Below are 18,530 nucleotides of genomic sequence, written 5' to 3' on the forward strand. Positions count from 1 at the left end.
AATTATAATTTATTACGCTAGCTTAAGATTTATGATTTTGAATTAGTATAAATTTGCACCTATGAGTTTATCAAAATCAAATGTTTTATTTATGGCAGCGGTTACGGGATTAATCGTTGCTAACTTATATTATTGCCAACCCCTTATTCCTTTGATATCAGAAGAGTTTGGGGTGTCAGAGTCTTCAGCAGGTACTTTGACTTATTTGACACAAGCTGGTTATGCAGTAGGAATGTTTCTAATGATCCCCCTAGGAGATATGTTAGAGCGAAAGAAACAAATTATTATCACTACTATATTTGCTACTATAGCTTTAGCATTGACAGCAGTAGTTAAGGATTTCTTTTGGCTTCAAATTATCAGTTTCGTATTAGGAGCAACCTCTATAGTACCGCAATTAGTACTGCCATTAGCGGCAAGCTTATCTTCTGATGAGCAGCGAGGTAAGGTAATAGGTACGGTTGTCAGTGGATTGTTAATCGGAATCCTTTTTTCTCGTACTGTCAGTGGATTTATTGGTGTATGGTTAGGTTGGAGAGGAATGTTCTGGATAGCTACAGGAGTTAGTGTCATCTTGGTTCTGATGATTCAATGGAGGCTTCCTTATAATAAACCAACATTTAATGGAAGAGTAATAGACTTGTATAAATCTTTATTTGTATTGATAAAAGAACAACCTATACTTAGAGAATCAACTGGTATTACAGCATTGGCATTCGCTCAGTTCGGTACGTTTTGGACTACAATGGTATTGTTGTTACACAATAAGCCTTTTGAATATGATTCAGCATTGATAGGGTCATTCGGTTTGATAGGAGCATGTGGAGCTTTTGCTGCACCGTTAGTAGGTAAGTTTGGCGGATCAAGTGGTTCGCGTAAATTGATACTTTATGGCATAGTTATGACACTACTTAGTTTTGTCATTTTTTACTTTTCTGCTACATCTGTCATTGGTTTGATTGTTGGTATTGTATTGATTGATTTGGGATTACAGACTATCCATGTGTCTAATCAAACCCGTATTTACTCGTTGTTACCAGAGGCACGTAACAGGTTAAATACTGTCTATATGTCATTTAGTTTCTTAGGAACAGCTTTTGGCTCGGCTTTTGGATTATATTTGTGGAAGTTTTTTGGATGGAGTGGAGTATGTATAGGGGGGGCGTGTTTAGCATTGCTTTCGTTTATCGTATATCTTGCTGCAAATAAGAAATGATAAAAGTATAATTAGCCAAAATAGGCTAAGTGAAGTTATTCAAAAACGATAAAATAATAGAACAATGGAAAACGGTATTTACGCTAAGTTCAACACATCAAAAGGAGCTATTTTAGTTAAGCTTACTGAGGAATTAACTCCTGGTACAGTAGGAAACTTCGTAGCTTTAGCAGAAGGTAATCTAGAAAATGATGCACGCCCACAAGGTAAACCTTACTATGATGGTCTTAAATTTCACAGAGTTATTCCTGACTTTATGATTCAAGGAGGTTGTCCATTAGGTCAAGGTTCTGGTGGTCCAGGTTATAAATTTGATGATGAGTTTCATCCAGCGTTAAGACACGATGGTCCTGGAGTATTATCTATGGCTAATGCAGGTCCTGGTACAAACGGATCTCAATTTTTTATTACTCATGTAGCTACTCCTTGGTTAGACGGTAAGCACACTGTTTTTGGTAAAGTTGTAGAAGGACAAGATATCGTTGATGCAGTAGCACAAGGAGATATTTTAGAAGCAGTAGAAATTATCAGAGTAGGTGATGCTGCTGAGAAGTGGAATGCTATAGAGGCATTCAGAACGTTCGAAGGTTCAAGAACAAAAAGAGAAGCAGAAGCGAAAAAAGCTGCTTTAGCTGAAGTAGAAAAATTAGCTGCTGGGTTTGAAGAAACTGCAAGTGGATTAAGATATCAAATGATCGTTAACGGTACTGGTAAACAAGCAGAAAAAGGTAAAACTGTATCTGTACACTATAAAGGTGCTTTAGCTAACGGAACTGAGTTCGATAGTTCATACAAAAGAAAGAAACCAATCGAGTTTCCGTTAGGTATGGGACATGTAATCGAAGGATGGGATGAAGGTATTGCTTTATTAAAAGTGGGTGACAAAGCAAGATTTGTTATTCCTTCTTACTTAGGATACGGTGAGTCTGGTGCAGGTGGAGTTATTCCTCCTAATGCAGTATTAGTATTCGACGTAGAGTTAATGGACGTAAAGTAATAATCATACAAAACTCTCAGTTTAAACGCTGAGAGTTTTTTTGTTATATAAATATAGAGTTAGTATGAAAGTGGATTTCTTAGCTTGTTTAGACCGTATTAGACCTTATACTCATTATACTCCTATTATGGAGTCTGGTCATATAGAGAACTTTTTAGGTAATGATTTATATTTTAAGTGTGAGAACTTTCAACGTGCGGGAGCTTTTAAGATGAGAGGAGCTGTAAATGCTATTCTTCAGTTAACAGATGCCCAAAGAGAGAAAGGAATTGTGACACATTCGTCAGGCAATTTTGCTCAAGCATTAGCTTTAGCGGCTAAGTATATCGGTGTAAAATGCTATATAGTAATGCCTCACGATGCGCCAGCTGTGAAGCGCAATGCTGTGATAGTCTATGGTGGAGAGATTATAGAATGCGCTCCTACATTAGACTCTAGACAGCGTATATGTAATCAAATCTTAGAAGATACTGGAGCTACATTTATACATCCATCTAATGATTTAAATGTTATTATAGGACAAGGGACTGCTGCTATGGAACTTTTAGAAAAACAGCCTGATTTAGATGTCATCATTACACCTGTAGGTGGTGGTGGACTTATTTCGGGTACTGCATTAGCAGCTAAAGCATTTGGTAAAGCTACAATAGAAGTTATTGGAGGGGAGCCATTAGAAGCTGATGATGCTTATCGTTCAATGCAAAGTGGACAAATAGAGTGTAATGAAACTACGGATACGATAGCTGATGGTTTACGTACACAGTTAGGCGATATTACTTTTCCGATTATAAGGGATAATGTGTCATCTATCGTTAGAGTACGTGAGAATGAAATAGTTAGTTCGATGAGATTAATATGGGAACGTATGAAGATTATCGTAGAACCGAGTAGTGCAGTTGCTCTTGCTGTATTGATAAAAGAGAGACCGTCTTTCTCTGGTAAGAAAGTAGGAATTATCTTATCAGGAGGCAATGTAGATTTGAATAATCTTCCTTTTGAATAAAAATAAGGGTGTCACTAGATGGACACCCTTTTATATTTTTTAGGTATTAGGTAATGCAGAACTTATATTTTATGCTGTGTTGCTTTCTTTTTGAATGTAGGTATCTTGATGTCTTTTCTACCAAAGTATAATCCTGCAACGATTAGTATTCCTCCTATTATCTGTATGTAACCAAGTACTTCTCCATCAAATAACCCCCAACAGAATGCTACTAATGGCATAAGTAAAGAAACAGATGAAGCAAAGCTAGCATTGGTCTCGTGTATTAGTTTATAGTAGTAAATATTCGCTAATGCACTTCCAAACAAGGCTAGTAAAAAGACAAAGCCTAATCCCTTCAATGCTTCAGGATGTTCGCCGATAGTTTGAAAAAAACCTGAAGAGATTAATACAATTAATGCAGGTATAAGAAGTACTAATTCAATAAAGGCCGTCCAAACTAATGGAGGGATATTCCCCATGTATTTTTGAGTTAATAGACCACTGTATGCGTACATTAAGGAAGCGATGACTAATAATAGATGATAGAACCAATCACTAGAGATTATATTGCCTGAATCAGGGGACTGTAATAATAATATAACTCCTATAAAAGAGAGGATAACTCCTGTTACTTCGCCTAAATGCGTTTTATATTTAAAGAATAAGACCCCAAGTACAATTACGAAGATTGACATCAAAGCGTTGAGTATTCCAGCGATAGAACTATCTAAATGTACTTCTGCTATCGGGAATAGAAACATCGGTATAAAGCTACCTACTAAGGCGGTTAAGAATAACCAGTGAAATGTTTTCTTAGGAAGTTTACTGATATGTTTTAATGAGATAGGAAGTAAGAATAGTCCGGCGAATGTTATTCGTAGAGCGCCTACTTGAATAGGAGTGAAGTACTCGAGACCTCGCTTGATCAAGATAAATGAGGAACCCCAGATTAGTGAGAGTACAACAAGTGTAATCCAATGTTTAGGTTTTAGTTTCAATGTAAGAATATTAAAATGCTAATATAAAAAAAGACCACAATAACTTGTGGTCTTTTATATGAATGGAGCTTGTTAGAGCTACTATTTTACTTTTCTAGTGTCTAAGTTACCGAAGTACATGTCTTGGAAACTTTTAATTACACCGTGGTCAATACGTTTATAGAATGTGTTAGGGTTAACTTCTTGTGTATTTTCATATCCACAAGCTGAGATAAATTCACCTAAAGCTTTCATAGTATTTTTATGGAAGTTAGCTACACGCATTCTCTTATCAGTAACGTCTAATCCTTTGTATAAAGTTTCGTCTTGAGTAGCAATACCTACTGGACAGTGACCACTATCACATTGTAGAGCTTGGATACATCCTAAAGCGAACATCATACCACGTGCACTGTAACAAGCATCAGCTCCTAAAGCCATTGTTTTAGCAATGTCAAAAGCAGAAATAATACGACCAGAAGCTAGTAATTTAACTTTATCTCTTAGTCCGTTTTCGATTAATGCTTTATTAGCGAATACTAAAGCATCATTTAATGCCATACCCATATAATCGATAAACTCTAATGGAGCAGCACCTGTTCCTCCTTCAGCACCATCAATAGTGATAAAGTCAGGGTAGATATTTGTTTCCACCATCGCTTTCACGATATCTAAGAACTCGTCTTTTTTACCAATACAGATTTTAAAACCAATAGGTTTACCATTAGATAACTTTCTCAACTTAGCGATGAAGTGCACTAACTCTGTTGGGTTAGAGAAAGCAGAGTGACTTGATGGAGAGTGTACAGTAGTGTGAGGAGTAATACTACGGATTTTAGAAATCTCAAGTGTATTCTTCTCAGCAGGTAAAAGACCTCCATGACCAGGTTTTGCTCCTTGAGATAGTTTAAGCTCGATCATTTTAACTTCAGGATAGTTAGAACGCTCTTCAAATAAAGCATCGTCAAAGAAACCTTTCTCATTACGACATCCGAAGTATCCTGTACCTACTTGCCAAATGATATCTCCTCCTGAACGGTGGTATTGACTGATTCCACCTTCTCCTGTATTGTGTGCGAATCCACCTATCTTAGCTCCTTCGTTTAAAGCTGTAATTGCTTTTTTACTTAAAGCACCATAACTCATTGCACTAATGTTATAAACACTTGCACTATATGGTTGACTACATAAGTCACTACCGATAGTAGTTCTAAAATTTGTATCTGATATATGTTTAGGGTATACTGAGTGAGAAGCCCATTCGTAACCAATACGGTTAGGGTCATCTTGCATACCAAAAGAAACAGTCTGTTTCTCGTTTTTTGCTCTTTGATAAACGATTGAACGTTCACGTCTATTAAATGGTTTTCCGTCTAATTCACCTTCCCAGAAGTATTGACGCATCTCAGGTCTGATAGCTTCAAACATATATCTGAATCTTGCGAAAATTGGGTAGTTTTTACGAATTGTATGTTTGTCTTGTAATTTATCTATTACAGCAAGTGTTACAAGAAAACCTGAAATAATGATATTTACTATACTTGCAGTTGATTGGTTACAGAAAATGAACGAAGCAATAGAGCAGATAAGGTAAAGAAAAACGATAGCAACCGTTAATTGTCCAAATGTAAACCGGTTTAAAAATTTTTTGTGAAACATAAAATAGAATTTTAATGCAATCTTTTGTTGTTTAGTTTGTAATAGAATTGTCTGTTTATTTTTTATTCTAAATCAGTAGTTATTTATTGGTTTAAGGCTTACTGTTTTCTCGTCTCAAATCAATCCATATTTCCTGAAATTTACGAAGCAAAGGTAGCAAAGATTTTGAATTTACCTCATTTTTGTAATTATAATTTTCGGATTATAAAGCCATCAAAATATCAAATTGATAATTTTATACTCTTTTGATAATAGTGCTTTGATAATATGTTATTTATGCTTTGATAATCTATATTTAATTCAGTTTTGAAACACTTGTTTTATTGTTGTTTTTATATTGTGAATTATACACGCTTTGTTTTCCAGAGACTCTATAGGCTATAAAACATGTTAACGCAAGTAAAATAGCATATTCTATGCCAAAAAGCTCCATTCCCATAAATGTGCAGGCAATAGGTGTTTTAGTTGCTCCTGAGAAGACTGCTACAAAACCTAATGCAGCCATTAAGCTTACTGGTAAATCTAAGTAAATAGATAAGAAGCTTCCTAATGTTGCTCCTATAAAGAAGAGAGGAGTTACTTCTCCCCCTTTAAAACCTGCCCCTAGTGTTAAACTTGTAAAAAAAATCTTTAATAAGAAGACGTTCCATACCATCTGATATGTAAAGGAATTAACAATTATAGGAACTCCTAATCCTAAGTAGTCTGTACTACCTATAAGTAATATTAGGATTATAAAGATGATCGCCCCTATAAATGGTCTTAGAGGAGGGTAGGTAATAAAATTAGTAAATAACTTATTCCAAAGTTTAGTGCTATGGATAAATAGATAAGCTGTTATCCCAAAGAGGATACCTGCTAGAGCGATACTTGCTAGTGTAGTTAAACTATATGACGCTAATGCATCTACTGTGTAAACAGTGTGATTTATTCCCCATAGGATACATATATAGTGACTGATATACGCTGTGATGATTACAGGTAGTATAGCTTTAATATTGAATTTCTTGAATAGCATTAGTTCAAAAGCAAAAAATATACCAGCTATTGGCGTACCAAAAACGGATGCAAAACCTGCACTTATTCCCATTAATAGCAGAGTATCTCTATCCTCTGGATCTAGTTTAAATAAGCTTGTGAATTGATCAGCTATAGTACCTCCCATTTGTATAGCTGTACCCTCTCTTCCTGCCGATCCTCCGAATAGGTGAGTAGTTAGTGTTCCGATAAGGACTAATGGAAACATCTTAAAAGGTATAGTTTTGTCAGGGGTATGGTATTCTTCTATGATAAGATTATTGCCTTTATTAGTCTCTCCTCCATAGTAGTGATAAAGTAAGCCAATACTCAATCCTCCGATAGGTAAACCATATAATAGATAAGCATGTTCTATTCTTATCTCTGTTACTAATTCTAGTAAGTGTAAGAATAAGGCGGATACACTACCTATGGCTACACCGACAAGTATGACTATAAATCCCCATCTTATAGATAGTGATAATAAAGTGTGTTCTGTTGTAAAAGCTTCTTTGAAGTTGTGGTAATTAAATTGCATAGTCTATCATTTAGTAAATTACTATTTATGGTAGACGTCATCAGCATTCAATGAAGAAGCGGTTCGAGGCAGACATCATTGCCTATAATGTGTTGGCTAGTACATTGATAATAAATCACTAGCTTAAAACAAAGGTATAAAAAAAGTCCAAGCTAAATAACTTGGACTCATTTTATTTTGTATTCTATTAAATATCATCAAAATTAACATCAGTAAATGAACTTACTTCATCTTCTGACGAATATTCTTTTTTGAAATCTTTTTGGTGTCTTTCAGAAATAACTTCTTCTCCCTTGTGATCTACTACAAACTGAGTCATCTCATCTAAGATCTCTCTAAACGCACCGAAATCTTCTTTGTACAAGTAGATTTTGTGTTTCTTAAAGTGAAAAGATCCATCATCTTCTGTGAACTTTTTACTCTCAGTAATTGTTATGTAATAGTCATCTGCCTTTGTAGATCTAACATCAAAGAAATAAGTTCTTCTCCCTGCTCTTAGTACTTTTGAAAAAATTTCTTCTTTTTCTAACATTTCGTTATCTCTCATAATTCCTTCTTATCAATTAATTGATTTGTTCATATAGCATTCAAAAGTCTAAAAAAAAACCTAATAAACCAACTATTTATAACAATTCTTTTTCATTTAATTGTTTTTGGTATAGCTCACTGTAGTACCCTTCTGTGTTTATTAGTTCACTGTGTGTACCCTGTTCTATGATTTGACCATTATCAAGGACTATTATTTGGTCTGCATTTTTGGCAGAAGAGACTCTGTGCGTGACGATTAATGTCGTGATATTTTTGCTGTGTTCTTCTAGATTTTGGAGTATTTTCTCTTCAGTTTCTGTATCTATAGCTGATAAAGCATCGTCAAGAATTAAGATTGGAGCATCTTTTATTAGAGCTCTGGCTATTGAAACACGTTGTTTTTGCCCACCAGATAATGTTAATCCTCTTTCTCCTAATATAGTATTATAGCCTTTGTTAAATTGTATGATGTTGTCATGTACAACAGCTTTTTTGGCTACTTCAATAATTTCCTCTTCTGTAGCGTTCTCTTTTCCAAATCTAATATTATTGCTGATACTATCTGAAAACAAGAATGCATCTTGTGGTACTACAGCTACAGCTTGTCTTAGATCTTGAAGATTACAGTCTTTTATAGGTGTATTATCTATATATATTGTCCCTTTATCAATGTCATACATTCTACTAATTAACGTAAGTAGAGTAGATTTACCAGAACCCGTTTTTCCTAGTATGGCAAGTGTTTTTCCTTTTTCTAGTGTGAATGATACATTCTGAAGTGCTTTAATTCCTGTATCTTCATAAGTATAGGATACATTGTCAAAAACTATTTTTCCGCCTATAATTGTGTGATTATGAGTAGTATTATAGATATCAGGTTTTTCATTTAAGAACTCATTAATTCGCTTCTGAGAAGCTTCAGCTTCTTGTATCATAGTAGATACCCATCCAAGTGATGCTACTGGCCAAGTCAACATATTAATATATAAGATAAACTGTGCGATAATACCGATATCAGGTATTTGACCGTTAAAGAACATTAAAGCACCTACTGCGATAACCACTAAGTTACTTAACCCAATTAAGAATATCATCAAAGGAGCAATTAACGCACTTGTTTTCGCTAATTTTAAGTATTTGTCTTTACTCTCTTGTGCTAGTTCACTAAACTCATTTTGTTTGTCTTGTTCACTTGAGTAGGCTTTGATTACACGAATTCCAGAGAACATTTCTTGAGTGAATGTTGTTAATTTTGATAAGTTCGCTTGGAATATTGAACTTCTCTCATTGATCTGTCTGCTTAGTTTAAAGATGTAATATCCTAATAAAGGCAAAGGTAATAGTGAATAGAATGTCAGTTGGGGCGAGATTAAGTACATCTGTGTTAATACTACTGCAAATCTAATTAAAGTATTAATAGAATACATCACAGCAGGTCCCACATACTGTCTTACCTTACCAACATCTTCGCTGATTCGGTTCATTAAATCACCAGTTCTGTTGCGTTTATAGAAATTTTGAGAAAGTACCTCATAATGTTTAAAGATATCATTCTTTAAATCAAATTCTATATGGCGAGACATCACGATAAGTGTCTGTCTCATTAAGAAAGTTAAGAATCCTGCAACTAGTGTTGTAATTAGAATCCAAATGATATTCTCAAGTAGAATGGAAGTCACCTCTCCTTTATCGAATACAGTCATCTGTTCTAATGTACGAATAGAATCTCCAACTAGTTTAGGTGTGTATAAGGTGAATATTTGTGCCGCTATAGTGATGATCACTCCTATTAAGAAACGGTATTTATACTTAAAAAAGTATTTGTTTAATTGACGTAATGCGCTCATATCTAGAATAAATGTTAATAACTAACATTTTTAATAATTCATTAAAAAACAGGTGTGAACACCCTTTGATAGTTGCAAATATAAAGGTTTATTAGAGATCCTAAATTGTAAGAAAATAAATAAATTATTAAAATTCACGTTAAAATATACAGTTCTGTCAAAAATCTAATTTGATTAAAAGTATATTTTTATACCTTTGCGCCGTTATACAAACAACAATATATTATTTTAAAAGTTCTTAAGTAGCATGTTAAACAGAAGACACATTCGTATAAAGGTTATGCAAACGCTTTATGCAATGCAACAAAGTAATTCTGAACAAATTCAGTCAGGAGAAAAGTTTCTAATCAATAGTATAGAAAATCTACAAGATCTATACTTATTAATGATTTCTACATTAATAGAGATTAGAAAGAAAGAAGTCGAGTATATCTCCTTAGCACAAAAAAAACATTTAGCTACAGCTGCAGAACGAAATCCAAGTAAACGATTTATCGAGAATAAAGTTTTAGACTTGTTGGAAAATTCTACATCTATATCAAATAAGATAGAAGAAAAAGGAATTACTACATGGCAAGTACATGATAACTATATTCAAATGTTATTAGATGAAGTTAAAGAAAGCTCTTTCTTTAAAACGTATATGGCGAAGGGAGAAGTTACATTTGAGGATGATCGCCAGTTTGTATGTGATATATTTACTGAAGTGATTGCACCAAATGAAAAGGTGTATGAATTCTTAGAAGATAGTAAACTTACTTGGTTAGACGATATTCCTGTAGTGAATACAATGATTCAAAAACAACTTCGTCAACTTAAGGAGCGCGACGTACAGTTTATAGTTCCTAAGTTATATAAGGATTCAGAAGATCAAGATTTTGCAATCAACTTGTATAGAAAAACAATCCTGAACTTTAATGAATTGACAAAAGAGTTTGAGAATAAGACGCCTAACTGGGATCCAGAACGTATTGCTGAGTTAGATACAATTGTCTTGAGAATGGCTATCTGTGAATTTCTAAAATTTGGTTCTATACCAGTAAAAGTTACTATTAACGAATATTTAGAGATTGTAAAAGAGTATTCTACTGCGAAAAGTAGTATTTTTATCAATGGAGTTTTAGATAATATATCTAAAGCTTATAATGATGAAAATAGATTAAATAAAATAGGAAAAGGACTTTTGTAGTCTGATAACCTAAATCAAGTTAAGAACTATGAAAAAAATTGTTTTATTAACACTAGCTACAGCTTTAACAGTTGTTTCTTGTAAAGAGAGTAATGCGTCTAGTCAAATTGACAAAGAAAATGCAGCAATTGTAGAGGGAGTTAAGACAAGTGAGGAGTATCCTATTATTAAGTTTGATAAAGTTGTACACGATTTTGGAAATATTCTTAATAATGAAGCCGTTACTACCGAATTTGAACTTACAAATACAGGTAAAGCAGATTTGATTATTATTAATACAACTACATCTTGTGGATGTACTGTACCAGAGTATCAAAAGACGCCTATTAAACCAGGAGAAACTTCTAAAATAACTGTTAGATTCCAAACTGGAGCAGAAGGACAACAGCAAAAAACAGTAACTTTGGTTACGAATACAGAAAAAGCAGAAGAAGTACTTACTATTAAAGCTAATGTAGGACTTCGCGATAATTAATAATCTATAAACTAAACCAAATGGAAAACATTCAACAATTTTTACCTATAATTTTAATGTTCGTGGTAATCTACTTTTTAATGATACGCCCACAACAAAAGAAAATGAAACAAGAGAAAGCGTATGAAGCTGCTATCAAAGTAGGTGATCGTATTGTTACTAAGTCTGGAATTCACGGTAGAATCAATGAATTAAACGATACTACAGTTGTTATAGAAACAATGGCAGGTAAGTTATTAATGGAGCGTTCTGCAATCTCTATGGAAATGAGCCAAAAATTAAATGAGAAAAAGTAATTAGCATCTTAAATCTGTAGATAACATTTAAACGAGAATGAATTCGTACAAGACAGAGCAAGATTAACGATTAAAGCACACTATAGTGTAGTTTTAGAGTTAATTGAAACTATGTAAAGTAGAATGAATTCGCAGTATATGGTAGTTGTAGATTTAAGGTTAGCTTATATATAAAAAACCACCTTCGATAAAGGTGGTTTTTTTATGTTTTTACTTTTTTATCTTCTCGAAGTATGTAATCAGGTCTATTAATCGAGACGAATATCCTATCTCATTATCATACCATCCTACTACCTTTACCATCTTATCTAATACAGAAGTCAGTTGTGAATCATATAAGCACGAATTCGTGTTACCTATGATGTCTACAGAAACGATAGGGTCAGAAGTGTAGGCTAATATACCTTTTAATTCTCCCTCGGCAGCTTTTTTGAACGCCTCGTTTATTTCTTCTATTTCTACTTTTCTTTTGACAATACATGTAATGTCAGTTAGTGATCCATCAGGTACAGGTACACGGATACCACCACCACCTATCTTGCCCTCATACTCTGGGAATATTTTAGACAAAGCTTTTGCGGCACCAGTGGTAGTAGGTACTATAGACTGAGCAGCTCCTCTAGCTCTGCGTAAATCTTTATGTGGCTGATCGTGTAAGCTTTGATCTGTCGTATAAGAATGTACAGTAGTAATGTATGCATGCTCTATACCGCATAGCTCTTTAATCACTTTGACCATAGGAGCAGCATTATTAGTAGTACAGCTCGCATTAGAGATGATTAGTTCTTCACCTGTTAGGATATCGTGATTAACTCCCAGTACAATAGTCTTTATTGCATAATCCTCTGGTGGTACAGATAGGATGACACGTTTAGCACCTTGTTGAATATGTTGTTCTAATAAACTATGTGTTTTTCTACGACCAGTAGCTTCTACTACATAGTCTATATCTAGTGATTTCCAATCTAATCCAGTGATTTCACTTTCTCTGAAGAAGGAGATTTTAGTATTGTCTACGATAATGTGATTCTCATCAAAAGAAACTTCTTTCTGAAGAATACCGTGTATACTATCGTATTTAAGTAGATGCGCCATTGTCTGTGCATCGGCTAGATCATTTATAGCGACTACTTGTATCGTAGGATGATCTAGGAGAAGTTTAAAAAGGTTGCGTCCTATACGTCCGAAACCATTTATAGCTATTTTTATTTTAGTCATAATTTTTAAAAGAAGAAGGTCGCGTTCTACGCGACCTTAATTATACTAAAGTAGGTGTTTTTGAGCTCTGTAAGAAGAGCGAACTAAAGCACCACTCTCTACGTGTCTAAAGCCTAATTCTAGTCCTATTTTCTCGTATTTCTCAAACTGCTCTGGAGTGATAAACTCTTTTACAGGTAAGTGTTTTTTACTTGGTTGTAAGTATTGACCGATGGTTAATACATCTAAGTTTACTGCTCTAAGGTCATGCATTGTTTGGATTACCTCTTCTTCAGTTTCTCCTAGACCTAGCATGATACCAGACTTAGTTCTGTTGATACCTTTTTCTTTTAGATATCTAAGTACTTCTAAACTTCTATCGTATTTAGCCTGTATACGTACTTCACGCGTCAGTCTTCTTACCGTCTCCATATTGTGAGATACGATTTCTGGATTGACTTCGATGATACGGTCTATATTTCTTTCTATTCCTTGGAAATCAGGTATCAATGTTTCCATTGTTGTGCCGGGACTGATTCTTCTCACTGCTTGCACAGTTTCTGCCCAGATAATAGACCCACCGTCTTTAAGGTCATCTCTATCCACACTAGTGATAACAGCGTGTTTGATAGACATTAATTTGATCGAACGAGCTACTTTCTCTGGTTCATCCCAATCCACTGTTTCAGGACGTCCTGTTTTTACTCCACAGAATCCACAAGAACGCGTACAGATATTTCCTAATATCATAAATGTAGCCGTTCCCTCTCCCCAGCATTCTCCCATATTAGGACAACTACCCGAAGTACAGATTGTGTTAAGTTTATATTTATCTACTAAACCTCTAAGTTCAGTGTATTTCTTCCCTGTAGGAAGCTTCACACGTAGCCATTTTGGTTTAGCTTTAGGTTCTATATTGGTGTCTAAGATTGTATCCATAGTATCATTTTATGAAAGTACAAATATACTTATTCTTAAGACTTTTATCGTCTTAAATCTGTAAAAAGCATTCTAAAATCAAAATTAACAAATGAGTTAAAAATTGGAAGTAGAGGACATAAAAAACAAATTATTGTGTATATTTGATTATACCACAAAACTACGGTTATTAAAATTCTTTTTTTTGGAGAATGGCACTTTTGGCAAAATTGATCCCAAAAGGGCAAAAAAGGCCGCTTTTTGCTTAAAATGGACTCTATTTTTAAATTTAATATATTGATTTATAGTGTTTTGTGCGTGGTGGTGCATCTTTTTCTTCGGAAGGGCTGCGGAATAATTCAGCAATTGTTCGGAAAGAGGGCCTTTTTTCTGAAGAACTACAAAAAGCCTTCTACAACACTTCCCGAACAAACCCTCCAATATACCATCTTCAGCCTTTTGTATATAAGGGATTGACGATTTTGTGTGATTATGGAGAGTTTAGACAGCGTAGGCAAAAAGTGGTTAAAAGTGGCGTTTTCTTCCCTCAGCTAAAAATCCTAGTTTTACTATCGTGACCCTTGCAAGTGTCTTAAAAGAGGAGGAGGCACAGATTACAAATCTGCGCCAGCAAATTAGGTTTTATAATCACAATCAAATTTTAGTAGAGGTTTATTTCAGTTATTTGGGATACTATTTCGTTAAGCAATGCGCGAGGTATGTATGCGGTACGCTTGCTGAGAGAGGCCTCATGAGCAGGGATAGGGCAGTGAAACTGCACTTATTCGGGAGATATCAGCAAGGGGGTGTTATATTTTATAATTCTCCAAAAAGGTTTTTGCTCTCAGTTGCTTTTTAAGAATGTCTAGTCTCCTATACTATGAACATGTTTTGGGAGGGGCTAGATTTTGACTAGAAGGCAGATGAAGAGGAAATAGCTTGGTTTAAGATGGTAAACGCTTTTTCTTTAACGTGATTTAGTAAATTATCAATGAACTAATTAGAGCGATTGTGACGTAATGTTACTATATAATTTATGTACTTCATTTAAAAAGGGGAATAAATTTTCTAGATTGATAAAAAAAAGGAATGTTTAATGAGGTTAATATAGTGAGTTAGGTTTTTAGAGGGGTTTAGTGTATAACTGTGAAATATTTAAAATAAGAAGTTTTTTACTGTTATTAATTTAGATATTTGTAAAAAATACGGTATATACTTGTGTAAACAGTAGAGAAAATATATATTCGCTATTATTTATTTTACAACAAAATGGAAGATCAAATTAAGGTAACCCCAGCAGATAAGTGGATTTCAAATCCGATGAGTCGCTTCATGAGCAAGTCTACATCAGGGGGAATGGTATTATTCGTAGCAGCAATGTTTGCTATTTTTATGGCCAACTCACAGTGGGCTGATGCGTATGTAAGTTTTTGGGATGATACTCATATAGGCTTTTCGTTAAATGATATGGTTTTAAACCACTCACTTAAATTATGGGTAAATGACGGTCTTATGGCTATCTTCTTCTTTGTAGTGGGGTTAGAACTTAAACGTGAATTAACTACTGGAGAGCTATCTTCACCTAAGAAAGCGATGTTACCTATCATCGCAGCAATAGGAGGGATGGTAGTACCAGCTTTAGTATATACATTCTTTAATGCAGGTACAGATGCTGCTCATGGATGGGGTATCCCAATGGCAACTGATATTGCTTTTGCATTGGGGGTATTATTTTTATTAGGGGATAAGGTACCAACTTCATTAAAGGTGTTCTTAACAGCATTAGCTATAGCAGATGATTTAGGTGCTGTATTAGTTATTGCTATATTCTATACGAATGAGCTATCTATGCTTCATTTAGGTATGGGATTAGGGTTCTTTGGCTTGTTGTTATTAAGTAATTTTATCGGAGTTAGAAATACAGTGTATTACGCTGTTATTGGTATTGGTGGAGTGTGGTTGTGTTTCTTATTATCAGGAGTACATGCTACTATTGCTTCAGTATTAGTAGCTTTTGCTATTCCGAGTAAGGCTAAAGTACACGAATCATATTTCGTGGCTAAATTAAATAAATTAAGAGATCGCTTTAGTAAGATAGATCCTGATGATAAGGTTCCTCATTTGACAGGAGAACAAATGGAGTGTGTGCAGGATATAAAAGAATTATCTGCAGGTGCTTTGCCTCCATCTATTCGTTTAGAGCACAGTATGCATAATTTTGTTTCATTCTTTGTAATGCCAGTTTTTGCATTAGCGAATGCTGCTATTCCTATTCATTTAGGAGATGGAGGATTAAGTGCTGTGACATTAGGAGTAGCTTTCGGATTATTAGTTGGTAAGGTTATCGGAGTAGCAGGTCTAACAGGTCTGTTGATCAAGCTAAAAGTAGTGCCTATGCCTAAGGGAATGACTTATATTAATTTATTAGGATTGGGATTCTTAGCAGCTATTGGATTTACGATGTCCTTATTCGTTACAGAATTAGCTTTTGATATTAATCTTCATCCAGAATTTCCTGATCAGGCTAAGTTAGGTATTCTTATTGCGTCAGGTTTAGGTGGTATTATAGGATACATTCTACTATTTATGAATGGAAAGAAAACAGGAGTACAAGCAGAATAGAAATTCTAGATAATATATAAATGAGCTCTGTGGAATTTAATTTCACAGAGCTTTTTTATGTTCTAAATGTAGTGGTTGGTCTTTAACAAATACTATATTTGCAACTTAATTCAAAACAGATACACGCAGTTACATGATTACAGTTAACGATATTTCAGTTCAGTTCGGAGGTACTACTTTATTTAGTGGTGTCAATTTTTCAATCAATGAAAACGACAAGATTGCTCTAATGGGAAAAAATGGAGCAGGAAAATCTACTTTATTAAAGATAGTAGCAGGGGAGAATAAGCCTTCATCTGGAGCTATATCTGCACCTAAAGATGCTGTTATAGCATACTTACCACAGCATTTACTGACTGCTGATAACTGTACAGTAATGGAGGAAACTTCTAAAGCGTTCTCTGAGGTATTCTCAATGAAAAAAGAGATAGATGAGCTTAATGAAGAGCTGACTGTACGTACGGATTATGAGAGTGATGCTTATATGAAGTTGATTGAGAGAGTATCTGAGTTAAGTGAGAAGTTCTATTCTATCGAAGAAGTGAATTATGAAGCAGAGGTAGAGAAGATTCTTAAAGGATTAGGGTTTACAAGAGAAGATTTTTCACGTCCTACTTCTGAATTTAGTGGAGGATGGAGAATGCGTATCGAATTAGCAAAGATATTATTGCTTAAGCCAGATTTGATTTTATTAGATGAGCCTACGAACCACATGGATATCGAGAGTATTCAGTGGTTAGAAGATTTCTTGATTAATTCGGCTAAGGCCGTTATGGTTATTTCGCATGACCGTGCATTCGTTGATAATATTACTAATCGTACGATAGAAGTAACGATGGGTAAAATCTATGATTATAAAGCTAAATATTCTGACTATTTAGTATTGCGTCAAGATAGACGTGCTCACCAGTTAAAAGCGTATGAGGAGCAACAAAAGATGATTGCTGAAAATACGGAGTTCATCGAGCGTTTTAAAGGAACATATTCAAAAACGTTGCAAGTGCAATCACGTGTGAAGATGTTAGAAAAGTTAGATATTATCGAAGTAGATGAAGTAGATAACTCAGCATTGAGATTAAAATTTCCACCAGCTGCACGTTCTGGACAGTATCCTATCGTAGTGAAAGAGCTTTCTAAGAAGTACGGTGATCACGTAGTGTTTAAGGATGCAAGTATAGTAGTAGAGCGCGGACAGAAAGTATCTTTCGTAGGAAAGAATGGTGAAGGTAAGTCTACTATGATTAAGGCGATTATGAAAGAAATAGACTTCGAAGGAAGTTTAGAGTTAGGTCATAATGTTCAGGTGGGGTATTTCGCACAGAATCAAGCTTCATTATTAGATGAGAATCAGACGATATTTGAAACTGTAGATAGAATCGCAGAGGGAGATATCAGAACACAGATTAAAAATATCTTAGGGGCATTTATGTTCTCTGGAGATGATATTCAAAAGAAAGTGAAGGTATTATCTGGAGGAGAGAAGACTCGTTTAGCAATGGTAAAACTGTTGTTAGAACCTTATAATGTATTGATTCTGGATGAGCCGACGAACCACTTAGATATGAAGACGAAGGATATTATCAAGGATGCTTTAAAGGAGTTCGAAGGAACTGTGATTTTAGTATCTCATGACCGTGATTTCTTAGATGGATTAGCAGAGAAAGTATTCGAGTTTGGTAATAAACGCGTGGTAGAACACTTCGAAAATATCAAAGGTTTCTTGGAACTTAAAAAGATGGAGAGTCTTAGAGATATCGAGAAAAAGTAATAGAAAATAAATCAGTGTGATTATAATTATACCTCAATAAGTAAATAGCTTATTGAGGTTTTTTTTGTATGTTGATTTTTAACCTGTCATTAAATGTGTAACGTGGCATATCTTTTGTGATTAGTTTGTAGTAGTTAAACCCAGAATCAGCATTAGCCAAATATTGCAAAGCAATTCTACTTCATATCTCTTTCATTAGTTCTTAAACCATACTATAGTATGCTTTACTCACTAATTCAGGGCTATTTTGTATAATTACTTTTCGTTTATATGTCTATTGCTGATTCTGGGTTAAATTAAG

General features: G+C 34.4%; 15 protein-coding genes and 1 riboswitch. Of the genes, 8 read left to right on the forward strand and 7 right to left on the reverse strand.

The annotated features are described in order from the left end of the window. Positions 1-61 precede the first annotated feature (61 nt). From LNQ81_RS10005 to LNQ81_RS10015, 3 genes are all read left to right on the forward strand, one after another. Positions 62-1,216, forward strand: a complete 1,155-nt coding sequence (locus LNQ81_RS10005) for an MFS transporter (RefSeq protein ID WP_229946358.1) — start codon at positions 62-64, stop codon at positions 1,214-1,216. Between the two features lie 64 nt (positions 1,217-1,280). Continuing rightward, entirely contained in the window at positions 1,281-2,213 is a 933-nt protein-coding gene (locus LNQ81_RS10010) for a peptidylprolyl isomerase (protein ID WP_229946360.1), read from the forward strand. A 64-nt stretch (positions 2,214-2,277) separates the two neighbouring features. Further along, positions 2,278-3,216: a pyridoxal-phosphate dependent enzyme gene (locus LNQ81_RS10015; RefSeq protein ID WP_229946361.1), complete on the forward strand. Its 939-nt coding sequence runs from the start codon at positions 2,278-2,280 to the stop codon at positions 3,214-3,216. 62 nt (positions 3,217-3,278) lie between these two features. On the opposite strand, the gene LNQ81_RS10020 is transcribed toward LNQ81_RS10015, so the two are convergent. From LNQ81_RS10020 to LNQ81_RS10040, 5 genes are all read right to left on the reverse strand, one after another. After that, positions 3,279-4,196 carry a DMT family transporter gene (locus tag LNQ81_RS10020; RefSeq protein WP_229946363.1) on the reverse strand — a complete coding sequence of 306 codons (918 nt, stop codon included), beginning with the start codon at positions 4,194-4,196 and terminating at the stop codon, positions 3,279-3,281. An 81-nt stretch (positions 4,197-4,277) separates the two neighbouring features. Next, entirely contained in the window at positions 4,278-5,834 is a 1,557-nt protein-coding gene (locus LNQ81_RS10025) for an FMN-binding glutamate synthase family protein (RefSeq protein WP_418887952.1), read from the reverse strand. A gap of 295 nt (positions 5,835-6,129) precedes the next feature. Then, positions 6,130-7,389 (reverse strand): chloride channel protein, encoded by a 1,260-nt coding sequence (locus LNQ81_RS10030; protein ID WP_229946367.1) that lies wholly within the window; start codon positions 7,387-7,389, stop codon positions 6,130-6,132. Positions 7,390-7,413: 24 nt separating this feature from the next. Beyond that, positions 7,414-7,481, reverse strand: a riboswitch (Fluoride riboswitch). Positions 7,482-7,576: 95 nt separating this feature from the next. Further along, complete coding sequence (locus LNQ81_RS10035; RefSeq protein ID WP_229946369.1) at positions 7,577-7,936, reverse strand: PUR family DNA/RNA-binding protein; 360 nt, start codon at positions 7,934-7,936, stop codon at positions 7,577-7,579. 76 nt (positions 7,937-8,012) lie between these two features. Continuing rightward, complete coding sequence (locus tag LNQ81_RS10040) at positions 8,013-9,764, reverse strand: ABC transporter ATP-binding protein (RefSeq protein WP_229946371.1); 1,752 nt, start codon at positions 9,762-9,764, stop codon at positions 8,013-8,015. Between the two features lie 247 nt (positions 9,765-10,011). Between LNQ81_RS10040 and nusB the strand changes: the two genes are divergently transcribed. The 3 genes from nusB to yajC are packed head-to-tail and all read left to right on the forward strand — an operon-like array spanning position 10,012 to position 11,724. Continuing rightward, positions 10,012-10,953 carry a transcription antitermination factor NusB gene (nusB, locus tag LNQ81_RS10045; protein ID WP_229946372.1) on the forward strand — a complete coding sequence of 314 codons (942 nt, stop codon included), beginning with the start codon at positions 10,012-10,014 and terminating at the stop codon, positions 10,951-10,953. A 28-nt stretch (positions 10,954-10,981) separates the two neighbouring features. Then, complete coding sequence (locus LNQ81_RS10050; RefSeq protein WP_229946374.1) at positions 10,982-11,428, forward strand: DUF1573 domain-containing protein; 447 nt, start codon at positions 10,982-10,984, stop codon at positions 11,426-11,428. 20 nt (positions 11,429-11,448) lie between these two features. Then, complete coding sequence (yajC, locus tag LNQ81_RS10055; protein ID WP_229946376.1) at positions 11,449-11,724, forward strand: preprotein translocase subunit YajC; 276 nt, start codon at positions 11,449-11,451, stop codon at positions 11,722-11,724. Between the two features lie 210 nt (positions 11,725-11,934). On the opposite strand, the gene gap is transcribed toward yajC, so the two are convergent. Both gap and lipA read right to left on the reverse strand, forming a co-directional pair. Next, positions 11,935-12,942, reverse strand: a complete 1,008-nt coding sequence (gene gap, locus LNQ81_RS10060; protein ID WP_229946378.1) for a type I glyceraldehyde-3-phosphate dehydrogenase — start codon at positions 12,940-12,942, stop codon at positions 11,935-11,937. A 45-nt stretch (positions 12,943-12,987) separates the two neighbouring features. Then, positions 12,988-13,860, reverse strand: a complete 873-nt coding sequence (lipA, locus tag LNQ81_RS10065) for a lipoyl synthase (RefSeq protein WP_121965908.1) — start codon at positions 13,858-13,860, stop codon at positions 12,988-12,990. A 1,248-nt stretch (positions 13,861-15,108) separates the two neighbouring features. Here lipA and nhaA point away from each other — a divergent pair. Both nhaA and LNQ81_RS10075 read left to right on the forward strand, forming a co-directional pair. Further along, the gene (gene nhaA / locus LNQ81_RS10070) at positions 15,109-16,461 is read left to right on the forward strand and encodes a Na+/H+ antiporter NhaA (RefSeq protein ID WP_229946379.1); all 1,353 of its coding nucleotides are present in this window, start codon (positions 15,109-15,111) and stop codon (positions 16,459-16,461) included. 133 nt (positions 16,462-16,594) lie between these two features. Continuing rightward, positions 16,595-18,229 (forward strand): ABC-F family ATP-binding cassette domain-containing protein, encoded by a 1,635-nt coding sequence (locus LNQ81_RS10075; protein WP_229946381.1) that lies wholly within the window; start codon positions 16,595-16,597, stop codon positions 18,227-18,229. Positions 18,230-18,530 lie beyond the last annotated feature (301 nt).

The sequence above is a fragment of the Myroides oncorhynchi genome (assembly GCF_020905415.1).
In the GTDB taxonomy this organism is placed as follows: Bacteria; Bacteroidota; Bacteroidia; order Flavobacteriales; family Flavobacteriaceae; genus Flavobacterium; species Flavobacterium oncorhynchi_A.